We start from the raw sequence: 18,213 nt of genomic DNA, 5'->3' as shown, positions 1-18,213 counted from the left end.
TAACCGGAGGACAACGCCCATGACCGACGCGCTGATCATCGATGCCTGCCGTACGCCGCGCGGTATCGGCAAGGCCGGCAAGGGAGCACTGTCAGGCATTCATCCGCAGCAGTTAGGTGCCACTGTGTTGCGCGCGCTCGCCGAGCGGACCGGTATCAACACGGCCGATGTCGACGACATCGTCTGGGGCTGCAGCGCGCAGGTTGCGACGCAAAGCGGCGATCTCGGTCGCATGTCGGCACTCGATGCCGGCTATGACGTGCGCGCCAGCGCCGTGACGCTCGATCGCTTCTGCGGCTCCGGCATCACCAGCGTCAACATGGCGGCCTCCTCGATCATGGCGGGCGCAGAAGACCTCGTCATCGCCGGCGGGTGCGAGATGATGTCGATGGAAGGACGTCGCGGCGGAGGTCCGATGATGATGGACTCCGGCAATCTGCGCCTGCGTGCGCGGCATCCGCAGTCGCATCAAGGCGTCTGCGCCGACGCGATCGCGACGCTGGAAGGCATCACGCGGCAGGACGTCGATGCGCTCGGCCTCGAAAGCCAGCAGCGCGCCGCACAGGCGATCGCTGGCGGTCACTTCAAGAAGAGCCTCGTGCCTGTTCATCGCGAGGATGGCAGCCTGGCGCTCGACCGCGAAGAATATCCGCGGCCGCAGACCACGATGGAAGGTCTCGCGGCGCTGAAGCCCGCATTCCCCGCGGTCGCCGATTATGCGCTGGACGACAAGGGCACGACCTATCGTGGCCTGATCCTGCAGAAATATCCGGACCTCACCATCGACTTCATGCACCACGCCGGCAATTCGTCCGGCGTCGTCGACGGCGCGGCGGCGATCCTGTTGGCCTCGCCGTCCTATGCCAGGGCGCATGGCCTGAAGCCTCGGGCGCGCGTCGTCGCGATGGCCAATATGGGGGACTCGCCGACGCTGATGCTGAACGCCCCGGTTCCGGCGACGCGCAAGGTGCTGGCCAAGGCCGGGCTCACCATCGACGACATCGATCTGTTCGAGATCAACGAGGCCTTTGCGGTGGTCGCGGAAAAATATATCCGGGATCTCAAGCTCGACCGCGCCAAGGTCAACGTCAACGGCGGCTCGATCGCGCTCGGCCATCCCATCGGCGCGACCGGTTCGATCCTGATCGGCACCATGCTCGATGAGCTCGAACGGCGCGACCTCAAGCGCGGTCTCGTCACCATGTGCGCCGCAGGCGGCATGGCGCCGGCCATCATCATCGAGCGCACATAACTCTCCGCGGCCCGTAAAAGACAGGGAGAAACGCCGCAGAGCGACGATCCAGCCTTATTTTTCAGGGTGAATCGTGCTTCCCCTCCGGCAAAGAGGCCGGTGGTCGCTTGTCGAAAGCCTCGAATCAGCTTTAGCAAGGCTGCTTGCGGGCCTTTGAAACAAGGCAAAAACCGCTGCCCGAGGCATCTTCCGCTCTGGAAGCCGCTAAAATGCAGGGGTTTTTGTCGCAGGGGGCCAAAAAAGCCCGTAAAACCGCGACAAAACTGTGCAGAGGGCTATAGGCCTTCGCCGGTTGGTCTAATATGCAACCGGCAACGAATCAGAGGAGACACGATGCCAACCCAAATGTCGAAATCGCAGTTGATCGAAAAGATTGCGACCGCCACCGAGCTTTCCAAGCGCGACGTCAAGAACGTCATGGAGACTCTGACCGACGTCGGCCACAAGGAGCTCAAGAAGAACGGCCTGTTCCTGGTGCCGGGCTTTGCCAAGTTCGTGGTCATCAAGAAGCCCGCGACCAAGGCGCGCAAGGGCACCAATCCGTTCACGGGTGAAGAGATGATGTTCAAGGCCAAGCCGGCCCGGAAGATCGTCCGCGCCCGCCCGGTCAAGGCCGCCAAGGACGCTGTGGGCTGATAACGCAAAGGCCCCCTCGCGGAGAGGGGGCCTTTTGGTTCGACGAAGTGGCTGCGAGGGCTGGAGCGGAGGGGTTCAGCCCTTGCGGCGCTTCACCCGGACCGGGATCGGCGCAGGCCGTGGCTCGGGTCCTGCGAGCGCATCGCGCACCCGGTCGATGGCACGACCAAGCAGCTGGCGCAGCCGCTGCGTTGTCCGGGATCGCTTCGTCTCTTCCAGCAATTTTTTCATTGCATCACTCCGCCGCTTCCACCTTGGTTTCCATCGGCTCGAGCGCTGCGGCGATGGCGTCGTCGACGCGCTCCAGCCAGATGAATTCGAGGTTGTCCCGCGCGCTCTTCGGGATGTCGTCATAGTCCCGCTTGTTGCGCGCCGGCAGCATCACCCGCTTCAGGCCGGCGGCGGCCGCAGCCACCACCTTCTCCTTGATGCCGCCGACCGGCAGCACCAGCCCGCGCAGCGAGATCTCGCCGGTCATCGCGGTGTCGCTGCGTACCGTGCGATTGGTGAGAAGGGACGTCAGCGCCGTGAACATTGCCACCCCCGCGCTCGGGCCGTCCTTCGGGGTCGCACCCGCCGGCACGTGAACGTGGATGTCGCTCTTCTCGAACACCGACTGATCGATGCCGAGCTGCGTCGCCTTGCTCTTCACCAGCGTCAGTGCCGCCTGCACGCTCTCGCGCATCACCTCGCCGAGCTGGCCGGTCAGGATCATGCTGCCGCGGCCGGGGACGCGCGAGGCCTCGATGAACAGGATATCGCCGCCCACGGGCGTCCAGGCGAGGCCGGTAGCCACGCCCGGAACGCTTGTGCGCTGCGCGATCTCGCCTTCGAAGCGCGGCTGGCCCAGCACATCGGCGATGTCCTTTGCCGTCACCACGACCTTGGCAGCCGTGCCTTCGGCGACCCGCACCGCCGCATGGCGGAACACCTTGCCGATCTCGCGCTCGAGGTTACGCACGCCGGCCTCGCGGGTGTACCCCTTGACGATCAGCTTCAGTGCCTCCGGCTCGATCTCGGCCTGTTCGGCCGTCAGGCCGTTGGCCTCCAGCTGCCGCCGCACCAGGTAGCGCCGCGCGATCTCCAGCTTCTCCTCTTCGGTGTAACCGGCGAGGCTGATGAGCTCCATGCGGTCCAGCAGCGGACCCGGAATCTGGTCCAGCATGTTGGCCGTCGCGATGAAGACCACGCGCGACAGGTCGAACGGCACGGCCAGGTAATTGTCCCGGAACGTCCCGTTCTGCTCGGGGTCGAGCACCTCCAGCATGGCGGCAGAGGGATCGCCCTGCACGCCGCGGCCCATCTTGTCGATCTCGTCGAGCATCATGACGCAGTTGCGGCTGCCTGCCTTCTTGATGCCCTGGATGATGTTGCCCGGCAGCGCGCCGATATAGGTGCGCCGGTGACCGCGGATCTCGGCCTCGTCATGCACGCCGCCGAGGCTGACGCGCACGAAGGGGCGATCCATCGCGCGTGCGATGGATTGTCCGAGCGAGGTCTTGCCGACGCCGGGCGGGCCGACGAAGCACAGGATCGGGGCCTTGCCCTGCGGAGCGAGCTTGCGCACCGCCAGATATTCGATGATCCGGCTCTTGATCTTCTCCAGGCCAAAGTGATCCGCATCCAGGATGCGGCGCGCTTCCTTGATGTCGATCGGCTTCTCCGCGGGGAGCGCCCAGGGCAGCTCGATCAGCCAGTCCAGATAGGTGCGGACCATGCCGGCTTCGCCCGCAGCCTCAGGCATCCGCTCGTAGCGGCGCAGCTCCTTCCTGGCATGCGCATCCGCTTCCGGCGGCATGTTGGCCTTGGCGATCGCTGCCGTCAGCTCGGCGACTTCGGCGGCCTTGCCGTCGCCTTCGCCGAGCTGGCGTTGAATGGTCGCCATCTGCTCGCGCAGGATCGCCTCGCGCTGCCGCTCATCGAAGCTGGCGCGGGTCTGCTGGCCGATTTCGTTGCTGATGCGCAGCACCTCCAGCCGTTCGGCCAGGTGCTTCGACACCTTCTCCACGCGCAGAGCGAGGTCGATGGTTTCCAGCACCTCCTGCTTGTCCTGCGGCTTGATGTCCATGAACGAGGTCGCCAGATCGGCCAGCGCGCCGGGCGCGCTGGTGTTCTGGAACATCGCGATCAGCTCGGGCGGCGCCTGCGGCAGCAGCTCGATTGCCTCGATGGCCTGGCGCTGCAGGTTCAGCGCCCGCGCCTCGATCTCGGGCGAGGACGTGGTCGGCTCGGGGATCTGCTGGATGCGCGCAGCCGGGAACGGCGTGCCCGGCAGGAAGTCGAGGATGCGCGCGCGCTGCACGCCCTGGCAGACGATGTGATGCGTGCCGTCGGGTGCGGTGATGTAGCGCACGATGTTGGCGATGGTCGCGACCCGATAGAGATCGTCCGGGCCGGGCTCCTCGATTGCGGGGCTGCGCTGCAGGACGATGCCGACCGGCCGCTGCTCGCGCAACGCCTGCTGTGCGGCGGCGATGGACTTCGCCCGGCCGATCGCGATCGGCGCGATGGCACCGGGAAACAGCACCATTTCGCGCACGGGGATGATGATCAGTGCGTCCTCGGGAATCTTCACGCCAGGACCGTTTTGGGAATTCGTCGGTTCGTTGTTCATCTGTTCATTGGCCATGATCGACCTCAGGATTTGGCGAGGCGCAGTGCGACGCAGCCGTCCATGACGAAGCGGCTGATGGCATAGCGGCCAAGGGGCAACGCGATGCGGCGCTCAAAACGCCCCTGCGGCAGCTCGAGCCGGTGGATGCGGGCGTTGCGAAGCTCCGGCGGCAGCGTGCGCTGGCCGGAGATGATGAGCACGCCGTCCTGGATTACCGTCTCGACATTGTCAGGATTGACGCCGGGAAGCGCGACCAGGATCAGGAGCTCGTGCTCGGTCTCGAGCACGTCGATCGGCGGCTCCCAGCAGGCCTCCTGGCGGCCGAACTGCTGCCGCATGCGCTCGCCGCGGGTCAGCTGGTCCAGGGCCTCGGACAGCATCCAGTCGAAGGGATTTTTCGGTTGCATGGCAAAAACTCGGGGGAGGCGCTGCGGTTGGAAAACGGGGATATGGGGATGGTTCCCCGGAATTCCAGCATCGCGCGGATGGAGCATGCCTGGCCCTCGAAGCAGCGGAGGCCCTTGCGGTCAGACGTATCGACGCCGCGAAAGATATTCCGCGGCGTCGATGGCAATGATTGGGCGAGATGCGCGGGATCAGGCGGCCTCGCGGTACTCGGCCTCCGCTTCGAGGTTGATCACCGAAGTGGCGAGCTCCGACAGCGTGTGGTCGGTCGCCTCCTCCTCGTCCAGCGTATCCTGAAGCAGCCTTGCCGCCTCGGGCATGCCGAGCTCCTCGGCCCAGGTGCGCAGCGTGCCGTAGCGAGAAATCTCGTAATGCTCGACGGCCTGCGCCGCGGCGAGCAGTCCGGCGTCGAGAGCGGGAGCGTTCTTGAAGTCCTTCATGATCTCGGCGCCCTCGTCGGTGATGCCGTTGATCGCCTCGCACGGCTTGCCGCGCGCCGGCTTGTCCAGCATTCTGAAGATCTGTTCGAGCCGTTTGACCTGGCCCTGCGTCTCCCGCAGATGCTTGTTGAAGGCGGCCGCAAGGTCCTTGGAATGCGCGGCCTTGGCCATCTTGGGCAGCGTCTTGATGATCTTGTTCTCGGCGAAATAGATGTCCTTCAACGTTTCCAGAAACAGATCACTCAGCATCTTGGGCGCCTGACGCGGACGGCGCGATGCGGTCTTTTTCTTGGATGCGCGTTTCTTTGCTTTCTTAGCCATAAATCCTCCTCATGAGGTGACACGGGAAGGCACGCCCTTCCTCAATCCACACGCGATCAAGAGCCAACGTTTGCAAATGTTCCTCGCGAAGGCCCTCGCGAGCCGCTAGGGGCCGGCCGTTCACGGCCGCCGAGACGTCCCCCGATGCTCGATTTCGCCCTGTCCGCCTTCGTCTGGCAGGCGGCGCCGGCTATGGGGCCAAGTCGCGATCATCGTTGTGGTGGTGCTCTCGGTCTGCCTCGTCGGCACGCTTTGTTTCGTCTCGGCTCACCTGATCGCGCGGACGCTGGGGCGCACCGGGAATGCCGTGCTGTCGCGGGGTCATGCTGCTTGCGGCCTATTCGGTGCAGTTCGTGATCCTCGGGATCGCGGCGGTTCGGGCCAGCTTGTGATAGGCTGCGCGAACTTTTAATCCATTGATTTTACAATCAATTTCTCGGGTTTGCGGGCCTGCCGGCAAGCCGGCGCCCGAACCGGTCCGCTTTCGCTTGCGCTGCCATATTGCTTTGACGTACTTCGGGTCTAACAAACGCCCGTCGCAACAAGGCCGAGGTAAAATCGAGATGTCGATCACAGCGGACGAGCTCGACAAGAGACAGGCCATCATCGACGCCTGCCGCCGCATGAACGCGCTCGGCATCAACCAGGGCACCTCAGGCAACATCAGCGTGCGTTTCGGCGAGGGGCTCCTGATCACGCCCACCAGCCTGCCCTATGACGCCATGACGCCGGACCAGATCGTGTTCATGGCGATGGACGGCTCGCACGTCCCCGATCAGAAACCGTCCAGCGAGTGGCGCTTCCATCTCGACATCCTGAAGGCGCGCGCCGACGTCGACGCCGTCGTCCACGCTCATCCGACCTATTGCACCATCCTGGCGATCATGGGCATGGAGATTCCGCCGGTGCATTACATGATCGCAGCCGCCGGCGGCGACAGCATCCGCTGCGCGCCCTATGCCACTTTCGGGACAGTGGAACTGTCCCGGCATGCGGTGCACGCGCTGGAGGGCCGGCTCGCCTGCCTGCTCGACCATCACGGCATGATCGCGCTCGGCAAGACGCTCGACAAGGCGATGTGGCTTGCCGTCGAGGTCGAGACGCTGGCCCGGCAATACCACGGCTGCCTGCAGATCGGCAAACCGCCGCTGCTCTCGAGCGCCGAGATCGAGCGGGTCCGCCAGCGCATGGCCGGCTACGGCCTGTCGGAAGGGTAGGGCGGACAGACGGTGTTTGCGCGGATCAGATATTTCGTCGACCGCAAGGGGACCAACCGCACCATGGTTCGGCTGCGCGCCCTCCTGCGCAGCAACGAGTTCTATCTGATCCCGCTGGCGCTCGTGATCGGTACGCTGGCCGGCGCGATCGTGACGCTGATGGCCGAGATCGCGCAGATCGCCCATGTCGTGATCTACGGCATTCCGATCGACGTGCGCCTCTCGGCCAACGCCTATGTCAGTCCCTGGGCGGCGATGATCGCGCCCGCGCTGGGGGGCCTCGTGCTCGGCGTGATGGAATGGTGGCGGCGACGGCTGAAGCTGTCGAGCGCCGTCGACCCGATCGAGGCCAATGCGCTGCGCGGCGGCAATCTGTCGATGCGCGACAGCGTGGTGGTGTCGAGCCAGACCCTGATCTCGAACGGCTGCGGCGCCTCCGTCGGTCTCGAGGCCGGTTACACCCAGATCGGCTCGGGCATCGCCTCGCTGTTCGGGAAGTTCTTCAACCTCCGCCGCAACGACCTCCGCCTCATCGTCGGCTGCGGCGCGGCGGCGGCGATCGCGGCGGCCTTCGGCGCGCCGATCACCGGCGCGTTCTACGCCTGCGAGCTGATCGTCGGCGTCTATTCGGTCGGCAGCGCCGCGCCGATCCTGGCGGCATCGCTGGCCGGCGCGCTCACGGCGCAGTGGCTCGGCGGCGCGCCGTACTCCCTCGAAATTCCCAAGGTCAGCGCCGTCGGCGTCGAGCAATATCTGGCGCTGATCGGGCTCGCTCTCGTCACCAGCGGCGTCGGCATCGCCGTGATGCGCTCGTCCTCGATGTTCGAGCGCCTGTTCAAATGGCTGCCGGTATGGCTGCGCCCGGTCATCGGTGGCCTCATGGTCGGCAGCTTCGCCCTGGTCACGCCGCAGGTGCTCGCGGCTGGCCACGGCGCCATGGTGCTCGATCTCTTTCACGACATGACGATCGGCCTGGTCGCGACCATCATCGCGCTGAAGGTGACGGCCTGCCTGATCTCGCTGGCCTCAGGCTTCCGCGGCGGCCTGTTTTTCGCCTCGCTGTTCGTCGGCAGCCTGATCGGGAAGTTCTTCGCCGCGGTGCTGCTCCTGATCAGCCCGAACTTCGTGATCGATCCGCTGGTGGCGATGCTGACCGGCATGGCCACGCTCGGCGTCGCCATCGTCGGGGGTCCGCTGACGATGTCGTTCCTCGTGCTCGAGATGACCCGCAATGTCGACGTCACCGCGGTGGTGCTCGCCGGCTGCATCGTCACCTCGATCTGCGTCCGCTTCATGTTCGGCCATTCCTTCTCGACCTGGCGCCTGCATCTGCGCGGCGAAACCATCCGCAGCGCCAACGACGTCGGCTGGCTGCGCAACCTCACCGTCGAGCGCCTGATGCGCTCGGACGTCGGCAAGGTGCCGTCGAGCACCACGATCGCGGCGACACGGCGGGAATTTGCGCTGGGGTCACGGCCCGGCATCGTCATCGTCAACAATGCTGACGAATATGTCGGTCTCGTCCTGCTGCCCGATCTGTTCTCCAGCGACCTCGACACCATCGCCGACGACATCCAGGTCATCGAGCTCGCGCGTCTGACGGACATCGTGCTGATCCCGGAAATGAACGTGAAGAGCGCGATGGCCGTGTTCGACGAAGCTGAGGCCGAAATGCTGGCGGTGGTCGATTCCACCGACAGCCGCAAGGTGGTCGGCTTCCTGACCGAGACCTTTGCCCGCCGCCGCTATGTCGAGGAAATCGACAAGGCCACGCGCGGCGTGCTGGGGGCGCTGTCTTGAGACGGCCCTGGGCAAGTTGACGCGGACACGCTAAGCGGACTTGATGCGACGGGCTACCATCCATAATGACGGCTGCCGTAGCTGGCTGCGAGGGCGGTACCCTGTGTCGCCTTCAACGCCTGCCGGGAAAAATATTCCGCTTTACCGAAATTCGGAAATGGCTTCTGTGTTGCCCATCCCGGCTCGTCCTTGAGGGGCGATCGTACGTCGTCACGAATTGCGGGCCGGGGATGCGGTGGACGCGGCAGCGTCGGCACGAGGGGTGCGGGCAGGGCCGGTAGTCCCTGTGAGCCCGAAACCGCGTGCGGACGAACGGCGCCGTGATGTTCGTCTCGCCGACATTCTTGCGGCGTGTGCACACTGCCGCGAGACCCTGTGGCATCAGATGAGCGCGCGTACGGCAAAACCGTGTGGTCCCGGCCGTCGTCGCTACGTCAAGCCTGTCGCGGCGTCCAACCAGATCAACCACATCGTCATCCGCGGGGCGAGGAATCCGGGATCCGTCGGCGGAGAGCCTTCGCTTCGTTCCGCTCGCAATGCCGACGACAGTGCCGGCCAAATATTCGGCAACCGCGCCTCGAACGCGCCGGTGGACTTGCCCGCTCCAATCCGGTTGAATGGGCTAACCGAGTTTCAGGCGCGACAACGATGTCGAAATATCTGCTGATCCTGCTTTTGATCGCCGCACCGGCTGCGGCGCAGGTGAAACCCGCTGCCAAAACCTCGGCCGTGCGTCCCGACCCCTGCGCTCCGATCGGGCGCACCGCGGACGGCAAGCTGGTCTATTCCATGAAATGCGAGAACCTGCCGGCCCCGCCGCCGGCCCCGGCACAGGCGGAACTAAAGGAGGCTCCCGCACCGGCGGCCGCCCCCGAGCCGGAGACGCAGCGGAGCGGTATATTCGGCTGGTCTTACGACCGCAGGTAATGAGTTCTGCGCCACTTGCGCGAAGCCCGCCGGAATGCTCTTTGCTTGCGAGCTCCCGCGGGGGCATGCCCCCGTTCCTGAGAAGATGAGATGAGCAAACTCGTTATCCGCGCCGGCGATTTCACGTTCGACGCCCGCTTCGAAGAGCAGGCGGCGCCCAAGACCGTTGCCGCGTTCCGCAAGGCGCTGCCGTTCGAGAGCCACATCATCCATGTGCGCTGGAGCGGCGAAGGCGTCTGGATGCCGCTCGGCGATCTCGACTTCGGCGTTGGCTATGAGAACCACACCAGCTATCCCGCGCCGGGCCAGATCATCCTCTATCCCGGCGGCGTCAGCGAAACCGAGATCCTGCTCGCCTATGGCGGTGTCCGCTTCGCAAGCAAGATGGGCCAACTCGCCGGCAACCATTTCATCACGGTGACCTCCGGCCTGGAGAATCTGGTGACGTTGGGCAAGAGCGTGTTGTGGAATGGCGCGCTACCGATTCGTTTCGAGGAAGTCTGAGTGACCGATACAAGCTACCCCCGCGATCTTCGCGGCTACGGCCGTAATCCACCCCACCCGCAATGGCCCGGTAACGCGCGCGTTGCGGTGCAGTTCGTCGTCAATTTCGAGGAAGGCGGCGAGAACAACATCTTGCACGGCGACAGCGCCTCGGAAGCGTTCCTGTCGGACGTGCTGGGCGCGCAGCCGTGGCCGGGCCAGCGTCACGCCAATGTCGAATCCATGTTCGAATATGGCTCGCGCGCCGGCTTCTGGCGGCTGTGGCGGATGTTCGGCGAGCGCAAATGGCCGGCCACCGTGTTCGGTGTCGCCACCGCGCTGAAGCGCAATCCGGAGATCGTCGCAGCGATGAAAGAATCCGGCTGGGACATCGCGAGCCACGGCCTGAAATGGATCGAGCACAAGGACATGACGGAAGCGCAGGAGCGCGCCGAGATTGCCGAGTCGATCCGAGTCCATACCGAGGCCACCGGCTCGCGCCCGCTCGGCTGGTACACCGGGCGCTCCTCGATCAATACCAACAGGCTGTTGATGGAGGAGGGCAGCTTCCTCTATCTCTGCGATTCCTATGCCGACGATCTGCCCTATTGGGTCAAGGGTGCGAAGGGCAAGCAGCTCATCATTCCCTATACGTTGGACGCCAATGACATGCGGTTCATCAATCCGCAGGGCTTTGCCGAAGGCGAGCAGTTCTACACCTATCTGAAGGACGCCTTCGACGTGCTCTATGCCGAAGGGGAGACCGCGCCGAAGATGATGTCGGTGGGCTTGCACTGCCGCCTCGCCGGCAGGCCGGGCCGCGCCGCGGGCCTGATCCGCTTCCTCGACTACGTCGGCAAGCACGAGCGGGTCTGGGTGCCGACGCGGTTGGAGATCGCGCAGCATTGGCACGACAAGCACGCGCATCTTGCCACCGATGCATTCGAGATCGGGTGAGAGCGAGATGTCGCAGATCCGGCTCGCCGAGCTGAACGCCGCAAGTCGGGCGGATTTCGTCGCCGCCCTCGCCAATGTCGTCGAATATTCGCCTTGGATTGCGGAGCAGCTCGCGGCGCAGCGGCCGTTTGCCGGTATCAACCAGCTGCATGCCGCGCTGATGGCGGCGATCCAGGCTGCCGAACCTGACGTGCAGCTGGACCTGATCCGGGCGCATCCCGATCTCGCCAACAAGACGCAGCGCGCAGCGGGCCTGACGGCGGAATCGACCGACGAGCAGAACAGCGCGGGCCTCGATCGCCTGTCGGAGGCCGAATATTCGGCGTTCGAGCGCGTCAATAATGCCTACCGCGACAAGTTCGGCATCCCCTATATCGTTTGCGTGCGGCGTCACACCAAGGATTCCATTCTGCGCGATTTCGAGACGCGCTTGCGCAATATTGCCAAGACCGAGATGCGTCGCGCGATCGAGGAGATCGGCCGCATCTCGGCGCTGCGGCTCGATCAGCTCGTCATCGCCGACGACCACTTGAAAGTGCACGGCCGGCTCTCGACCCATGTGCTGGACAATCACGCCGGCAAGCCCGCGCTCGGGATTGCCGTCGAGTTGGTCGAGCTCGCCGCGCTCGGCGAGAGCCGCGTCATCGCGCGCGCGGTCACCAACGCGGATGGCCGCACCGACCAGCCCCTGATCGGCGGGCGTCCGCTGCCGATCGGCCGCTATGAGCTCCGCTTCAGCCTCGCCAAGTACTACGCCGAGCGTAACGTGCAGCTCCCCGATCCGCCCTTCCTCGACGAGATCCCGCTGCGGTTCGCGATCAGCGAACCCGAGGGACACTACCACGTGCCGCTGCTGGTCACGCCGTGGAGCTATTCGACCTATCGCGGGAGCTGATCGCCGAACTTGTCGTGCAGCGCCGGAAACAGCCGATCCGGCTTGAACGGCGGCGCGGTGAAGCGGATGCCGGTGGCATCCGTGATCGCGTTGCCGAGCGCGGCGGCCACGGGGTTATACGGGCTCTCGCTCATCGACTTGGCGCCCAACGGTCCGATCGTGTCCGAGGTCTCGGCGAACAACACTTCCGTGCGCGGCACGTCCGCGAAGGACGGCAGATGGTAGTCTCGGAATTTGGGATTGGCGACGCGGCCTTCTGCGTCGACCACCATCTCCTCATAGAGGGCCGCCCCGAGGGCTTGAGCAACGCCGCCCTCCACCTGACCACGACACTGCATGGGATTGGCAACAACGCCGGCATCGGCGGCCTGCACGCTCTTGAGAATCCTGAGCTCGCCGGTGCCGGTGTTCACGGCGACGCGAAAGCCATGCACGTTGAAGCCGACGGAACGTGGCGTTCCCGCGGAATTGCCCTGCGCCGCGAGCGGACGACCGGCCTCGCGCGCGAGCTTCGCCAGCTCGGCAAACGACATTCGCCGCGCGCCGCTGACGACGAATTCGGCTTCGAGCGTGCAGCTCGCGGCATCGCAGAGCCACGCGCCGGCGGCCGCCGCCTTCAACTCTTCCGCAAGCTGCATGGCCGCGGCCTGGGTCGCCTTGCCGGCCACGAACGTGCCGGTGCTGCCGTAAGCGCCGGTGTCGTGGCCGCCATGGGCAGTGTCGGACTGGCGCAGGCGGATCCTGTCGACGGTGGTCGCCAGCACGGTCGCAGCGATCTGCCGGTGCACGGTGCTGGTGCCGTTGCCGAACTCGGCGGTGCCGACGGTGAGATCGAAGCCGCCGTCGTCGTTGAGCGCGACCGTCGCATCGGCGATGTGCCCGGCGGGCGGCACGGTGTCGATCATGCTCAGCGCAATGCCATCGCCGGTCAGCCATTCCGGCGACAATTCGGGCTGCTGCGTATCCGCCTGCATCGCGCGCTCGACGAGGTCGATGCACTGGTCGAGACCGTAGGAACCATAGAGCACATCGTGATCGTCGGACGCCGGTGGCGACAGCATGGGATCGCCGGGCCGGACGATATTGCGGCGGCGCATGTCATAGGGGCTGATGCCGAGCTGCTTCGCCAGTTCGTCGATGGCGGCCTCGACCGCGATCAGGGCTTGCGGCAGGCCATAGCCGCGAAACGCGCCTGCGGGCACCGTGTTGGTGTAGACGGCGAAGCCGTCGACGCGCTTGTTCGGGCAATTATAGACGGCGATGGATTCGGCCACCGCGTGGAACATCACGGAGGGGCCGTGATTGCCGTAGGCGCCCGTGTTGGAGAGCACGTCGAGCTGCAATGCCGTGAGCTTCCCGTCGGCATTGGCGCCGGCCTGGATGTGGACCCGCATCGGATGTCGCGTCGAGGTCGCGATGAACTGCTCCTCGCGCGTGAGCTCGAGCTTGACGGGACGCCGGGTTTTCAGCGCCGCCAGCGCCAGGATATCCTCGACGAACATCTCCTGCTTGCCGCCAAAACCACCGCCGACGCGCTCGCAGAACACGCGGACCTTGTCCAAGGGAAGCTCAAAGATGTTCGAGAGCGCGCGCCGGGTCAGGAAGGGGACCTGTGTCGAGGTGCGGACGTTGAGCACGCCAGCGTCGTCGAGCCAGGCAAGTCCGCCATGGGTCTCCAGCGCCGCATGCTGTACGCGGTGGCTGTGGAAGGTCGCATCGAAGGTGACGGCGGATGCAGACAGCGCCGAAGCGACGTCGCCAAACTCGCCATGTATCTCCGCGACGAGATTGCGCCGCGCATCGGCGACGCGGTTCGCGCTGGTTCTGTCAGGATGGACGAGCGGCGCGCCCGGCATCATCGCCTGCTCCGGATCGATCAACGCGGGCAAGATCTCGTAGACGACCTTCAGCAGGCGGCAGGCCTCCTCGGCGGCGCCTTCGCTGTCAGCGACGACAGCCGCGACCTTCTGGCCGACGAAGCGGACGACATCGTCGAGGATGCGGGTGTCCTCGGGGTCCATCCAGTCCTTCTCGTGCCGCGCCGTCGAGAACAGCACCGCAGGCGCATCTTCATGCGTCAGGATGGCGTGCACGCCTGCTACAGCCATCGCCGCGGATCTGTCGATCGAAACGATCCTGGCGTGCGCGTGCGGCGAGCGCAGCAGCTTGATATGCAGAAGGTCGCCGATCGCAGTGTCGAACGTATAGCGCGCAGTGCCGCGGACGATTTCGGGGCCCGCGGGCGCGGGCAGGCTGCGGCCGAACGCGTCGCCGGCTTCGACGCGCTCCGCGATGTTGGTCTTGCCCTGGATCGCGTCCTCGATCGAACGATAGCCGGTGCAGCGACAGATGTTGCCCTTCAGCGCGGCGCCGAGATCGGTGCGCTGGGCCTGGTTCAGCGCGGCACAGGTGAGGATCATGCCGGCGGTGCAGAAGCCGCATTGGAAGCCCTGCGCCTCGAGGAAGGCCCGCTGCATCGGGTGCGCACCGTCGTCGCCACCGAGACCTTCGATCGTGGTGATGGCGCGTCCCTCCGCACGAAACGCGGGGATCAGGCAGCTATGCACGGGCTCGCCGTCGATCAGCACGGTGCAGGCCCCGCAATCGCCGGCGTCGCAGCCCTTCTTCACCCCGAAATGGCCGAGTTCGCGCAAAAACGTGCGCAGGCATTGGCCGGCGCGCGGCGCTTGCGGGAATGTCGTGCCGTTGATCTCGAAGCTCATGGCGGCGTTGATCCCAGGAGCTCGGCACGGATCTCCTCGGCGAGCCGCAGCGTCATGTGCTTGCGCCAGAGCGGCTTGCCATGAATGTCGGTATGATAGAGATCGTCGGTGATCTCCGCCGAGATCGCGGCGCGAAGCGCGCTGGCATCGGTCGACCCAGGAAACGAGATCTGGATCGGGCGGACGGTCGACGCGGTTACGGTCAGCTTCAGCGCGCCCTTGCTGTCGAGGCTTCCGATCAGAAGGGCCGCGGAGCGGCCGGCCGGCGCCAGCGAGATCTGGCGAAAGGCGGAGCGGCGCTTCAGCGCTGCGATCGGAACATCGATTTGTCGCAGCAGGTCGCCCGCCGACAGGCGATTGCGCTGATTGCCCGTGACGAACTCGACGACCGGAATCCGCTGCTCGCCGCCGCTGGCCTTCCAGATGGTGCAGACGCCATCGAGCGCCGTGGTGAGCGAGATCATCGGCCCTGCTGGCAGCGACATGCAGAGATTGCCGCCGACCGTCGCCGTCTTCCAGATCTTGAAGGAGGCGAGAAAGGCGCGGCAGCATTGGCCGATCAGCGGGGCCGCGAGCCACTCTGCCGGGCAAGCGAGCGCATCGAGTTGCGAGATCGTGCAGGTGGCGGCGATGCTGAGGTGGCTGCTCGTGATCGCCAGCGCCGGCCATTTCAGATCGGTGAGATCGACGAGCCGCGTGAGGTGGGTCTGCGGTTCCGAGAACAACCAGGTGCCGCCGGCGAGCCAGGCATCACCCGGCGTCCAAATGGGCAGTTCGGAGCGCGTTTGCGGATGGGAGACCGCTGTGATGGTATTCAAGTCCATGGCCGCGATAATGCCTGCGCCGGTGATTTGACTGAAGGGAAAGTCTTGCAAGACCAGCGCCAAGTGGCAACAAGAAGTGGCACAACAGCTCGCGGTAATCGCGCTCTCGGGCTGGCCCCTGCGTTGCAGGCGCCTCAGCGAATGTCAGGAGAAGCAGGCGCATGAGTGACCCAAAGCCGATCTGGATCAGGGATCCCCTGGCGATCCTCGCCGATGGTGCAGGGCGCGGGATCGTCGTGAGGGATGGCCGTATCGTTGAACTCGTGCCCACAGGCGGCACGCCTGCAACCGCAGACGTCACCGTGTTCGATGCGGGCGGACACGTCGTGCTGCCGGGTCTCATCAACACCCACCATCATTTTTACCAGACGCTGACGCGGGCGCTGCCGGCGGCGATGGACCGCGAGCTGTTTCCCTGGCTTCAGGCGCTCTATCCGGTGTGGGCCAAGCTGACGCCCGAATCGCTGGAGCTGGGCGTCACCGTCGCGATGTCGGAGCTGCTGCTCTCGGGCTGCACCACGACGACAGATCATCACTATGTCTTCCCGGTGGGACTCGAAGAGTCCGTCGATATCGAGGTCGGCGTCGCAAAGCGGCTTGGCATGCGGGTGCTGCTGACGCGCGGCTCGATGAACCTGTCGCAGCGCGACGGCGGCCTGCCGCCTGACAGCGTCGTGCAGGACGAGGACACCATCCTCGCCGACAGTGCTCGCGTGGTGGCGAAGCACCACCAGCGCGGCCCGGATGCGATGGTGCAGATTGCGCTCGCCCCTTGCTCGCCGTTCTCGGTGACGACGTCGCTGATGCGCGCCACCGCCGCTCTCGCCGACAAGCTCGATGTCCGGCTGCACACCCATCTGGCCGAGACCGAGGACGAGACCAGATTCTGCCAGCAGATGTACGGCTGCCGCCCGCTCGACTATCTCGAACAATGCGGCTGGCTCAATGCGCGGACCTGGCTTGCCCACGGCATCTTTTTCAACGCTGGGGAGATGAAGCGGCTCGGCAAAGCCAGGACCACCATCAGCCATTGCGCGTGCAGCAATCAGCTGCTGGCCTCCGGCTGCTGCCCGGTGTGCGAGATGGAAGAGGCTGGCGTCGGCATTGGCATCGGTGTCGACGGCTCGGCCTCCAATGACGGATCGAACCTGATTCAGGAGGTGCGCGCCGCCTTCCTGCTGCAGCGCGCCCGCTACGGCGTGAGCAAGGTCAGCCACAAGGATGCGCTGCGCTGGGCCCACCAAGGGCTCGGCGGCTTGCGTCGGCCGTCCGGAACTCGGCGAGATCGCGATTGGCAAGGCGGCCGACCTGGCGCTGTTCAAGCTGGACGAGCTGCGCTTCTCCGGTCATGGCGATCCCCTGGCCGCACTGGTGTTGTGCGGGGCGCATCGCGCCGATCGGGTGATGGTGGCGGGGAAATGGGCCGTGATCGACGGCGCGCTTCCGGGACTGGACGTCGCGGATCTGATCCGCCGGCATAGCGCCGCGGCGCGCTCGATGCAGGCGGGATAGTCTAGGAAAATAGTAGGAGGGGGCGACCACAAGTGCCGGGTGCTTCTGACCACCCCCTCCGAACCTCCTCCGGGAGGAGCAGGTCATCTGGTGAAAGCAAGAAGCGTGCTACTTGCCCGGAAGCTTGTCGTCGATGCCCTTGACGTAGAAGTTCATGCCGAGGATCTGGCCGTCGGCGAGATTGGCCCCGCCCTTGCACTCGATCTCCTTGCCATCTTGCCCAACAACCGGGCACTTGAACGGATGCAGAGTGCCGGCAGTGATGGCCGCCTGGGCATCCTCGGCGATCTTTTTCACGTCGTCAGGCATGTTGGTATAGGGCGCCATCGCGAACATGTGGCTGTCGAGGCCGCCCCAGGTGTCCTCGGACTTCCACGTGCCGTCGAGCTCGGCCTTGACGCGTTCGATATAATAGGGACCCCAGGTGTCGAGGATCGACGTCAGCTGCGTCTTGGGCCCGAACTTGATCATCTCCGAGTCCTGGCCGAAAGCGAGCTTGCCGCGCTCGCTGGCGATCTGCATGGCGGCCGGCGAATCCGTGTGCTGCATGATCACGTCGGCGCCCTGGTCGATGAGCGCCTTGGCGGCGTCGGCCTCCTTGCCCGGGTCGAACCAGGTGTTGGCCCAGATGATCTTGACCTTGATGTTCGGGTTGATGGTCTGCGCCGCGATCATCGTCGCGTTGATGCCGGAGACGACCTCCGGAATCGGGAATGAGCCGATATAGCCGAGCACGCCCGATTTCGACATCTTGGCCGCGATCAGGCCTTGAATGTAGCGGCCCTGATACCATTTCGACGAATACGTCGACATGTTCTTGTCGCGCTTGTAGCCGGTCGCGTGCTCGAAATGCACGTTCGGGTATTTCTTGGCGACCTTCAGTGTCGGGTCCATGTAGCCGAACGAGGTTGTGAAGATCAGCTTGTTGCCGGCACGGACGAGCTGCTCGATGGCGCGTTCGGCGTCGGGACCTTCGGGGACGTTTTCGAGATAGGTGGTCTCGATCTTGTCGCCCAGCTCCTTCACCAGCGCCTGGCGGGCCAGCTCATGCTGGTAGGTCCAGCCGAGGTCGCCGATCGGGCCAAGGTAAATGAATCCGACTTTCAGCTTGTCGGCGGCGGACGCTGCGCTGAGGCTTCCGGCAAGCAGAAGGCCGGCAGCGAGCGCAAGAAGTGATTTCCTCATCATCAATCTCCAAGCATCAGGG

Annotated in this window: 15 protein-coding genes and 2 pseudogenes; 10 read left to right on the top strand and 7 right to left on the bottom strand. The window is 65.2% G+C overall.

The features are described 5' to 3' along the window. Positions 1-19: 19 nt before the first annotated feature. Complete coding sequence (locus ACVIIW_RS34575) at positions 20-1,252, top strand: acetyl-CoA C-acetyltransferase (RefSeq protein WP_456704799.1); 1,233 nt, start codon at positions 20-22, stop codon at positions 1,250-1,252. Between the two features lie 333 nt (positions 1,253-1,585). Beyond that, positions 1,586-1,888 (top strand): HU family DNA-binding protein, encoded by a 303-nt coding sequence (locus ACVIIW_RS34570; protein ID WP_018320691.1) that lies wholly within the window; start codon positions 1,586-1,588, stop codon positions 1,886-1,888. A gap of 75 nt (positions 1,889-1,963) precedes the next feature. Here ACVIIW_RS34570 and ACVIIW_RS34565 read toward each other — a convergent pair whose 3' ends face one another. The 4 genes from ACVIIW_RS34565 to ACVIIW_RS34550 all read right to left on the bottom strand — a co-directional run bounded on the left by ACVIIW_RS34565 (position 1,964) and on the right by ACVIIW_RS34550 (position 5,668). After that, positions 1,964-2,119, bottom strand: coding sequence for a hypothetical protein (locus ACVIIW_RS34565; protein WP_456704798.1), 156 nt, complete (start codon positions 2,117-2,119; stop codon positions 1,964-1,966). Positions 2,120-2,123: 4 nt separating this feature from the next. Further along, the gene (gene lon / locus ACVIIW_RS34560) at positions 2,124-4,517 is read right to left on the bottom strand and encodes an endopeptidase La (RefSeq protein ID WP_456704797.1); all 2,394 of its coding nucleotides are present in this window, start codon (positions 4,515-4,517) and stop codon (positions 2,124-2,126) included. 8 nt (positions 4,518-4,525) lie between these two features. Further along, positions 4,526-4,909 carry an Hsp20/alpha crystallin family protein gene (locus tag ACVIIW_RS34555; RefSeq protein ID WP_092228842.1) on the bottom strand — a complete coding sequence of 128 codons (384 nt, stop codon included), beginning with the start codon at positions 4,907-4,909 and terminating at the stop codon, positions 4,526-4,528. Between the two features lie 189 nt (positions 4,910-5,098). Continuing rightward, positions 5,099-5,668 carry a YciE/YciF ferroxidase family protein gene (locus ACVIIW_RS34550; protein WP_456704796.1) on the bottom strand — a complete coding sequence of 190 codons (570 nt, stop codon included), beginning with the start codon at positions 5,666-5,668 and terminating at the stop codon, positions 5,099-5,101. Positions 5,669-5,835: 167 nt separating this feature from the next. On the opposite strand from ACVIIW_RS34550, the pseudogene ACVIIW_RS34545 reads away from it, so the two are divergent. From ACVIIW_RS34545 to uraD, 7 genes and pseudogenes are all read left to right on the top strand, one after another. After that, positions 5,836-6,060: pseudogene (locus tag ACVIIW_RS34545) on the top strand (MarC family protein); the annotation flags it as partial. 171 nt (positions 6,061-6,231) lie between these two features. Beyond that, a complete protein-coding gene (locus ACVIIW_RS34540) occupies positions 6,232-6,885 on the top strand; it encodes a class II aldolase/adducin family protein (protein WP_456704795.1) in 654 nt (217 codons plus the stop codon). Positions 6,886-6,897: 12 nt separating this feature from the next. Next, positions 6,898-8,685: a chloride channel protein gene (locus tag ACVIIW_RS34535; protein ID WP_456704794.1), complete on the top strand. Its 1,788-nt coding sequence runs from the start codon at positions 6,898-6,900 to the stop codon at positions 8,683-8,685. 648 nt (positions 8,686-9,333) lie between these two features. Beyond that, a complete protein-coding gene (locus tag ACVIIW_RS34530) occupies positions 9,334-9,612 on the top strand; it encodes a hypothetical protein (protein ID WP_456704793.1) in 279 nt (92 codons plus the stop codon). Between the two features lie 90 nt (positions 9,613-9,702). Next, entirely contained in the window at positions 9,703-10,116 is a 414-nt protein-coding gene (locus ACVIIW_RS34525; RefSeq protein ID WP_456704792.1) for a DUF3830 family protein, read from the top strand. Continuing rightward, a complete protein-coding gene (gene puuE / locus ACVIIW_RS34520) occupies positions 10,117-11,052 on the top strand; it encodes an allantoinase PuuE (protein WP_456704791.1) in 936 nt (311 codons plus the stop codon). 7 nt (positions 11,053-11,059) lie between these two features. Beyond that, positions 11,060-11,947, top strand: coding sequence for a 2-oxo-4-hydroxy-4-carboxy-5-ureidoimidazoline decarboxylase (gene uraD, locus ACVIIW_RS34515; protein ID WP_456704790.1), 888 nt, complete (start codon positions 11,060-11,062; stop codon positions 11,945-11,947). Here the strand turns inward: uraD and ACVIIW_RS34510 are convergent. Continuing rightward, entirely contained in the window at positions 11,932-14,670 is a 2,739-nt protein-coding gene (locus ACVIIW_RS34510) for a molybdopterin-dependent oxidoreductase (RefSeq protein WP_456704789.1), read from the bottom strand. The genes uraD and ACVIIW_RS34510 overlap by 16 nt on opposite strands. Continuing rightward, positions 14,667-15,494 (bottom strand): FAD binding domain-containing protein, encoded by an 828-nt coding sequence (locus ACVIIW_RS34505; protein ID WP_456704788.1) that lies wholly within the window; start codon positions 15,492-15,494, stop codon positions 14,667-14,669. Before ACVIIW_RS34505 ends, ACVIIW_RS34510 begins: the two co-directional genes overlap by 4 nt. Positions 15,495-15,655: 161 nt before the next feature. Here ACVIIW_RS34505 and ACVIIW_RS34500 point away from each other — a divergent pair. Continuing rightward, positions 15,656-17,006, top strand: a pseudogene (locus ACVIIW_RS34500) (8-oxoguanine deaminase). Between the two features lie 108 nt (positions 17,007-17,114). On the opposite strand, the gene ACVIIW_RS34495 reads toward ACVIIW_RS34500, so the two are convergent. Further along, positions 17,115-18,191, bottom strand: a complete 1,077-nt coding sequence (locus ACVIIW_RS34495; protein WP_456704787.1) for a BMP family ABC transporter substrate-binding protein — start codon at positions 18,189-18,191, stop codon at positions 17,115-17,117. Positions 18,192-18,213 lie beyond the last annotated feature (22 nt).

The sequence above is a fragment of the Bradyrhizobium sp. USDA 4449 genome, assembly GCF_054056275.1.
The sequence above is the reverse complement of the archived record's forward strand: the minus strand, read 5'-3'. Positions and strand labels throughout refer to the sequence as shown.

Excerpts from the sequence above, each read along its gene's own strand:
- ACVIIW_RS34550 (WP_456704796.1), bottom strand. The coding sequence starts at position 5,668 with ATGGCTAAGAAAGCAAAGAAACGCGCATCCAAGAAAAAGACCGCATCG.
- ACVIIW_RS34540 (WP_456704795.1), top strand. The coding sequence starts at position 6,232 with ATGTCGATCACAGCGGACGAGCTCGACAAGAGACAGGCCATCATCGAC.
- ACVIIW_RS34555 (WP_092228842.1), bottom strand. The coding sequence starts at position 4,909 with ATGCAACCGAAAAATCCCTTCGACTGGATGCTGTCCGAGGCCCTGGAC.
- ACVIIW_RS34495 (WP_456704787.1), bottom strand. The coding sequence starts at position 18,191 with ATGAGGAAATCACTTCTTGCGCTCGCTGCCGGCCTTCTGCTTGCCGGA.
- ACVIIW_RS34530 (WP_456704793.1), top strand. The coding sequence starts at position 9,334 with ATGTCGAAATATCTGCTGATCCTGCTTTTGATCGCCGCACCGGCTGCG.
- ACVIIW_RS34525 (WP_456704792.1), top strand. The coding sequence starts at position 9,703 with ATGAGCAAACTCGTTATCCGCGCCGGCGATTTCACGTTCGACGCCCGC.
- ACVIIW_RS34510 (WP_456704789.1), bottom strand. The coding sequence starts at position 14,670 with ATGAGCTTCGAGATCAACGGCACGACATTCCCGCAAGCGCCGCGCGCC.
- lon (WP_456704797.1), bottom strand. The coding sequence starts at position 4,517 with ATGGCCAATGAACAGATGAACAACGAACCGACGAATTCCCAAAACGGT.
- ACVIIW_RS34570 (WP_018320691.1), top strand. The coding sequence starts at position 1,586 with ATGCCAACCCAAATGTCGAAATCGCAGTTGATCGAAAAGATTGCGACC.
- ACVIIW_RS34565 (WP_456704798.1), bottom strand. The coding sequence starts at position 2,119 with ATGAAAAAATTGCTGGAAGAGACGAAGCGATCCCGGACAACGCAGCGG.
- ACVIIW_RS34505 (WP_456704788.1), bottom strand. The coding sequence starts at position 15,494 with ATGGACTTGAATACCATCACAGCGGTCTCCCATCCGCAAACGCGCTCC.
- ACVIIW_RS34575 (WP_456704799.1), top strand. The coding sequence starts at position 20 with ATGACCGACGCGCTGATCATCGATGCCTGCCGTACGCCGCGCGGTATC.
- uraD (WP_456704790.1), top strand. The coding sequence starts at position 11,060 with ATGTCGCAGATCCGGCTCGCCGAGCTGAACGCCGCAAGTCGGGCGGAT.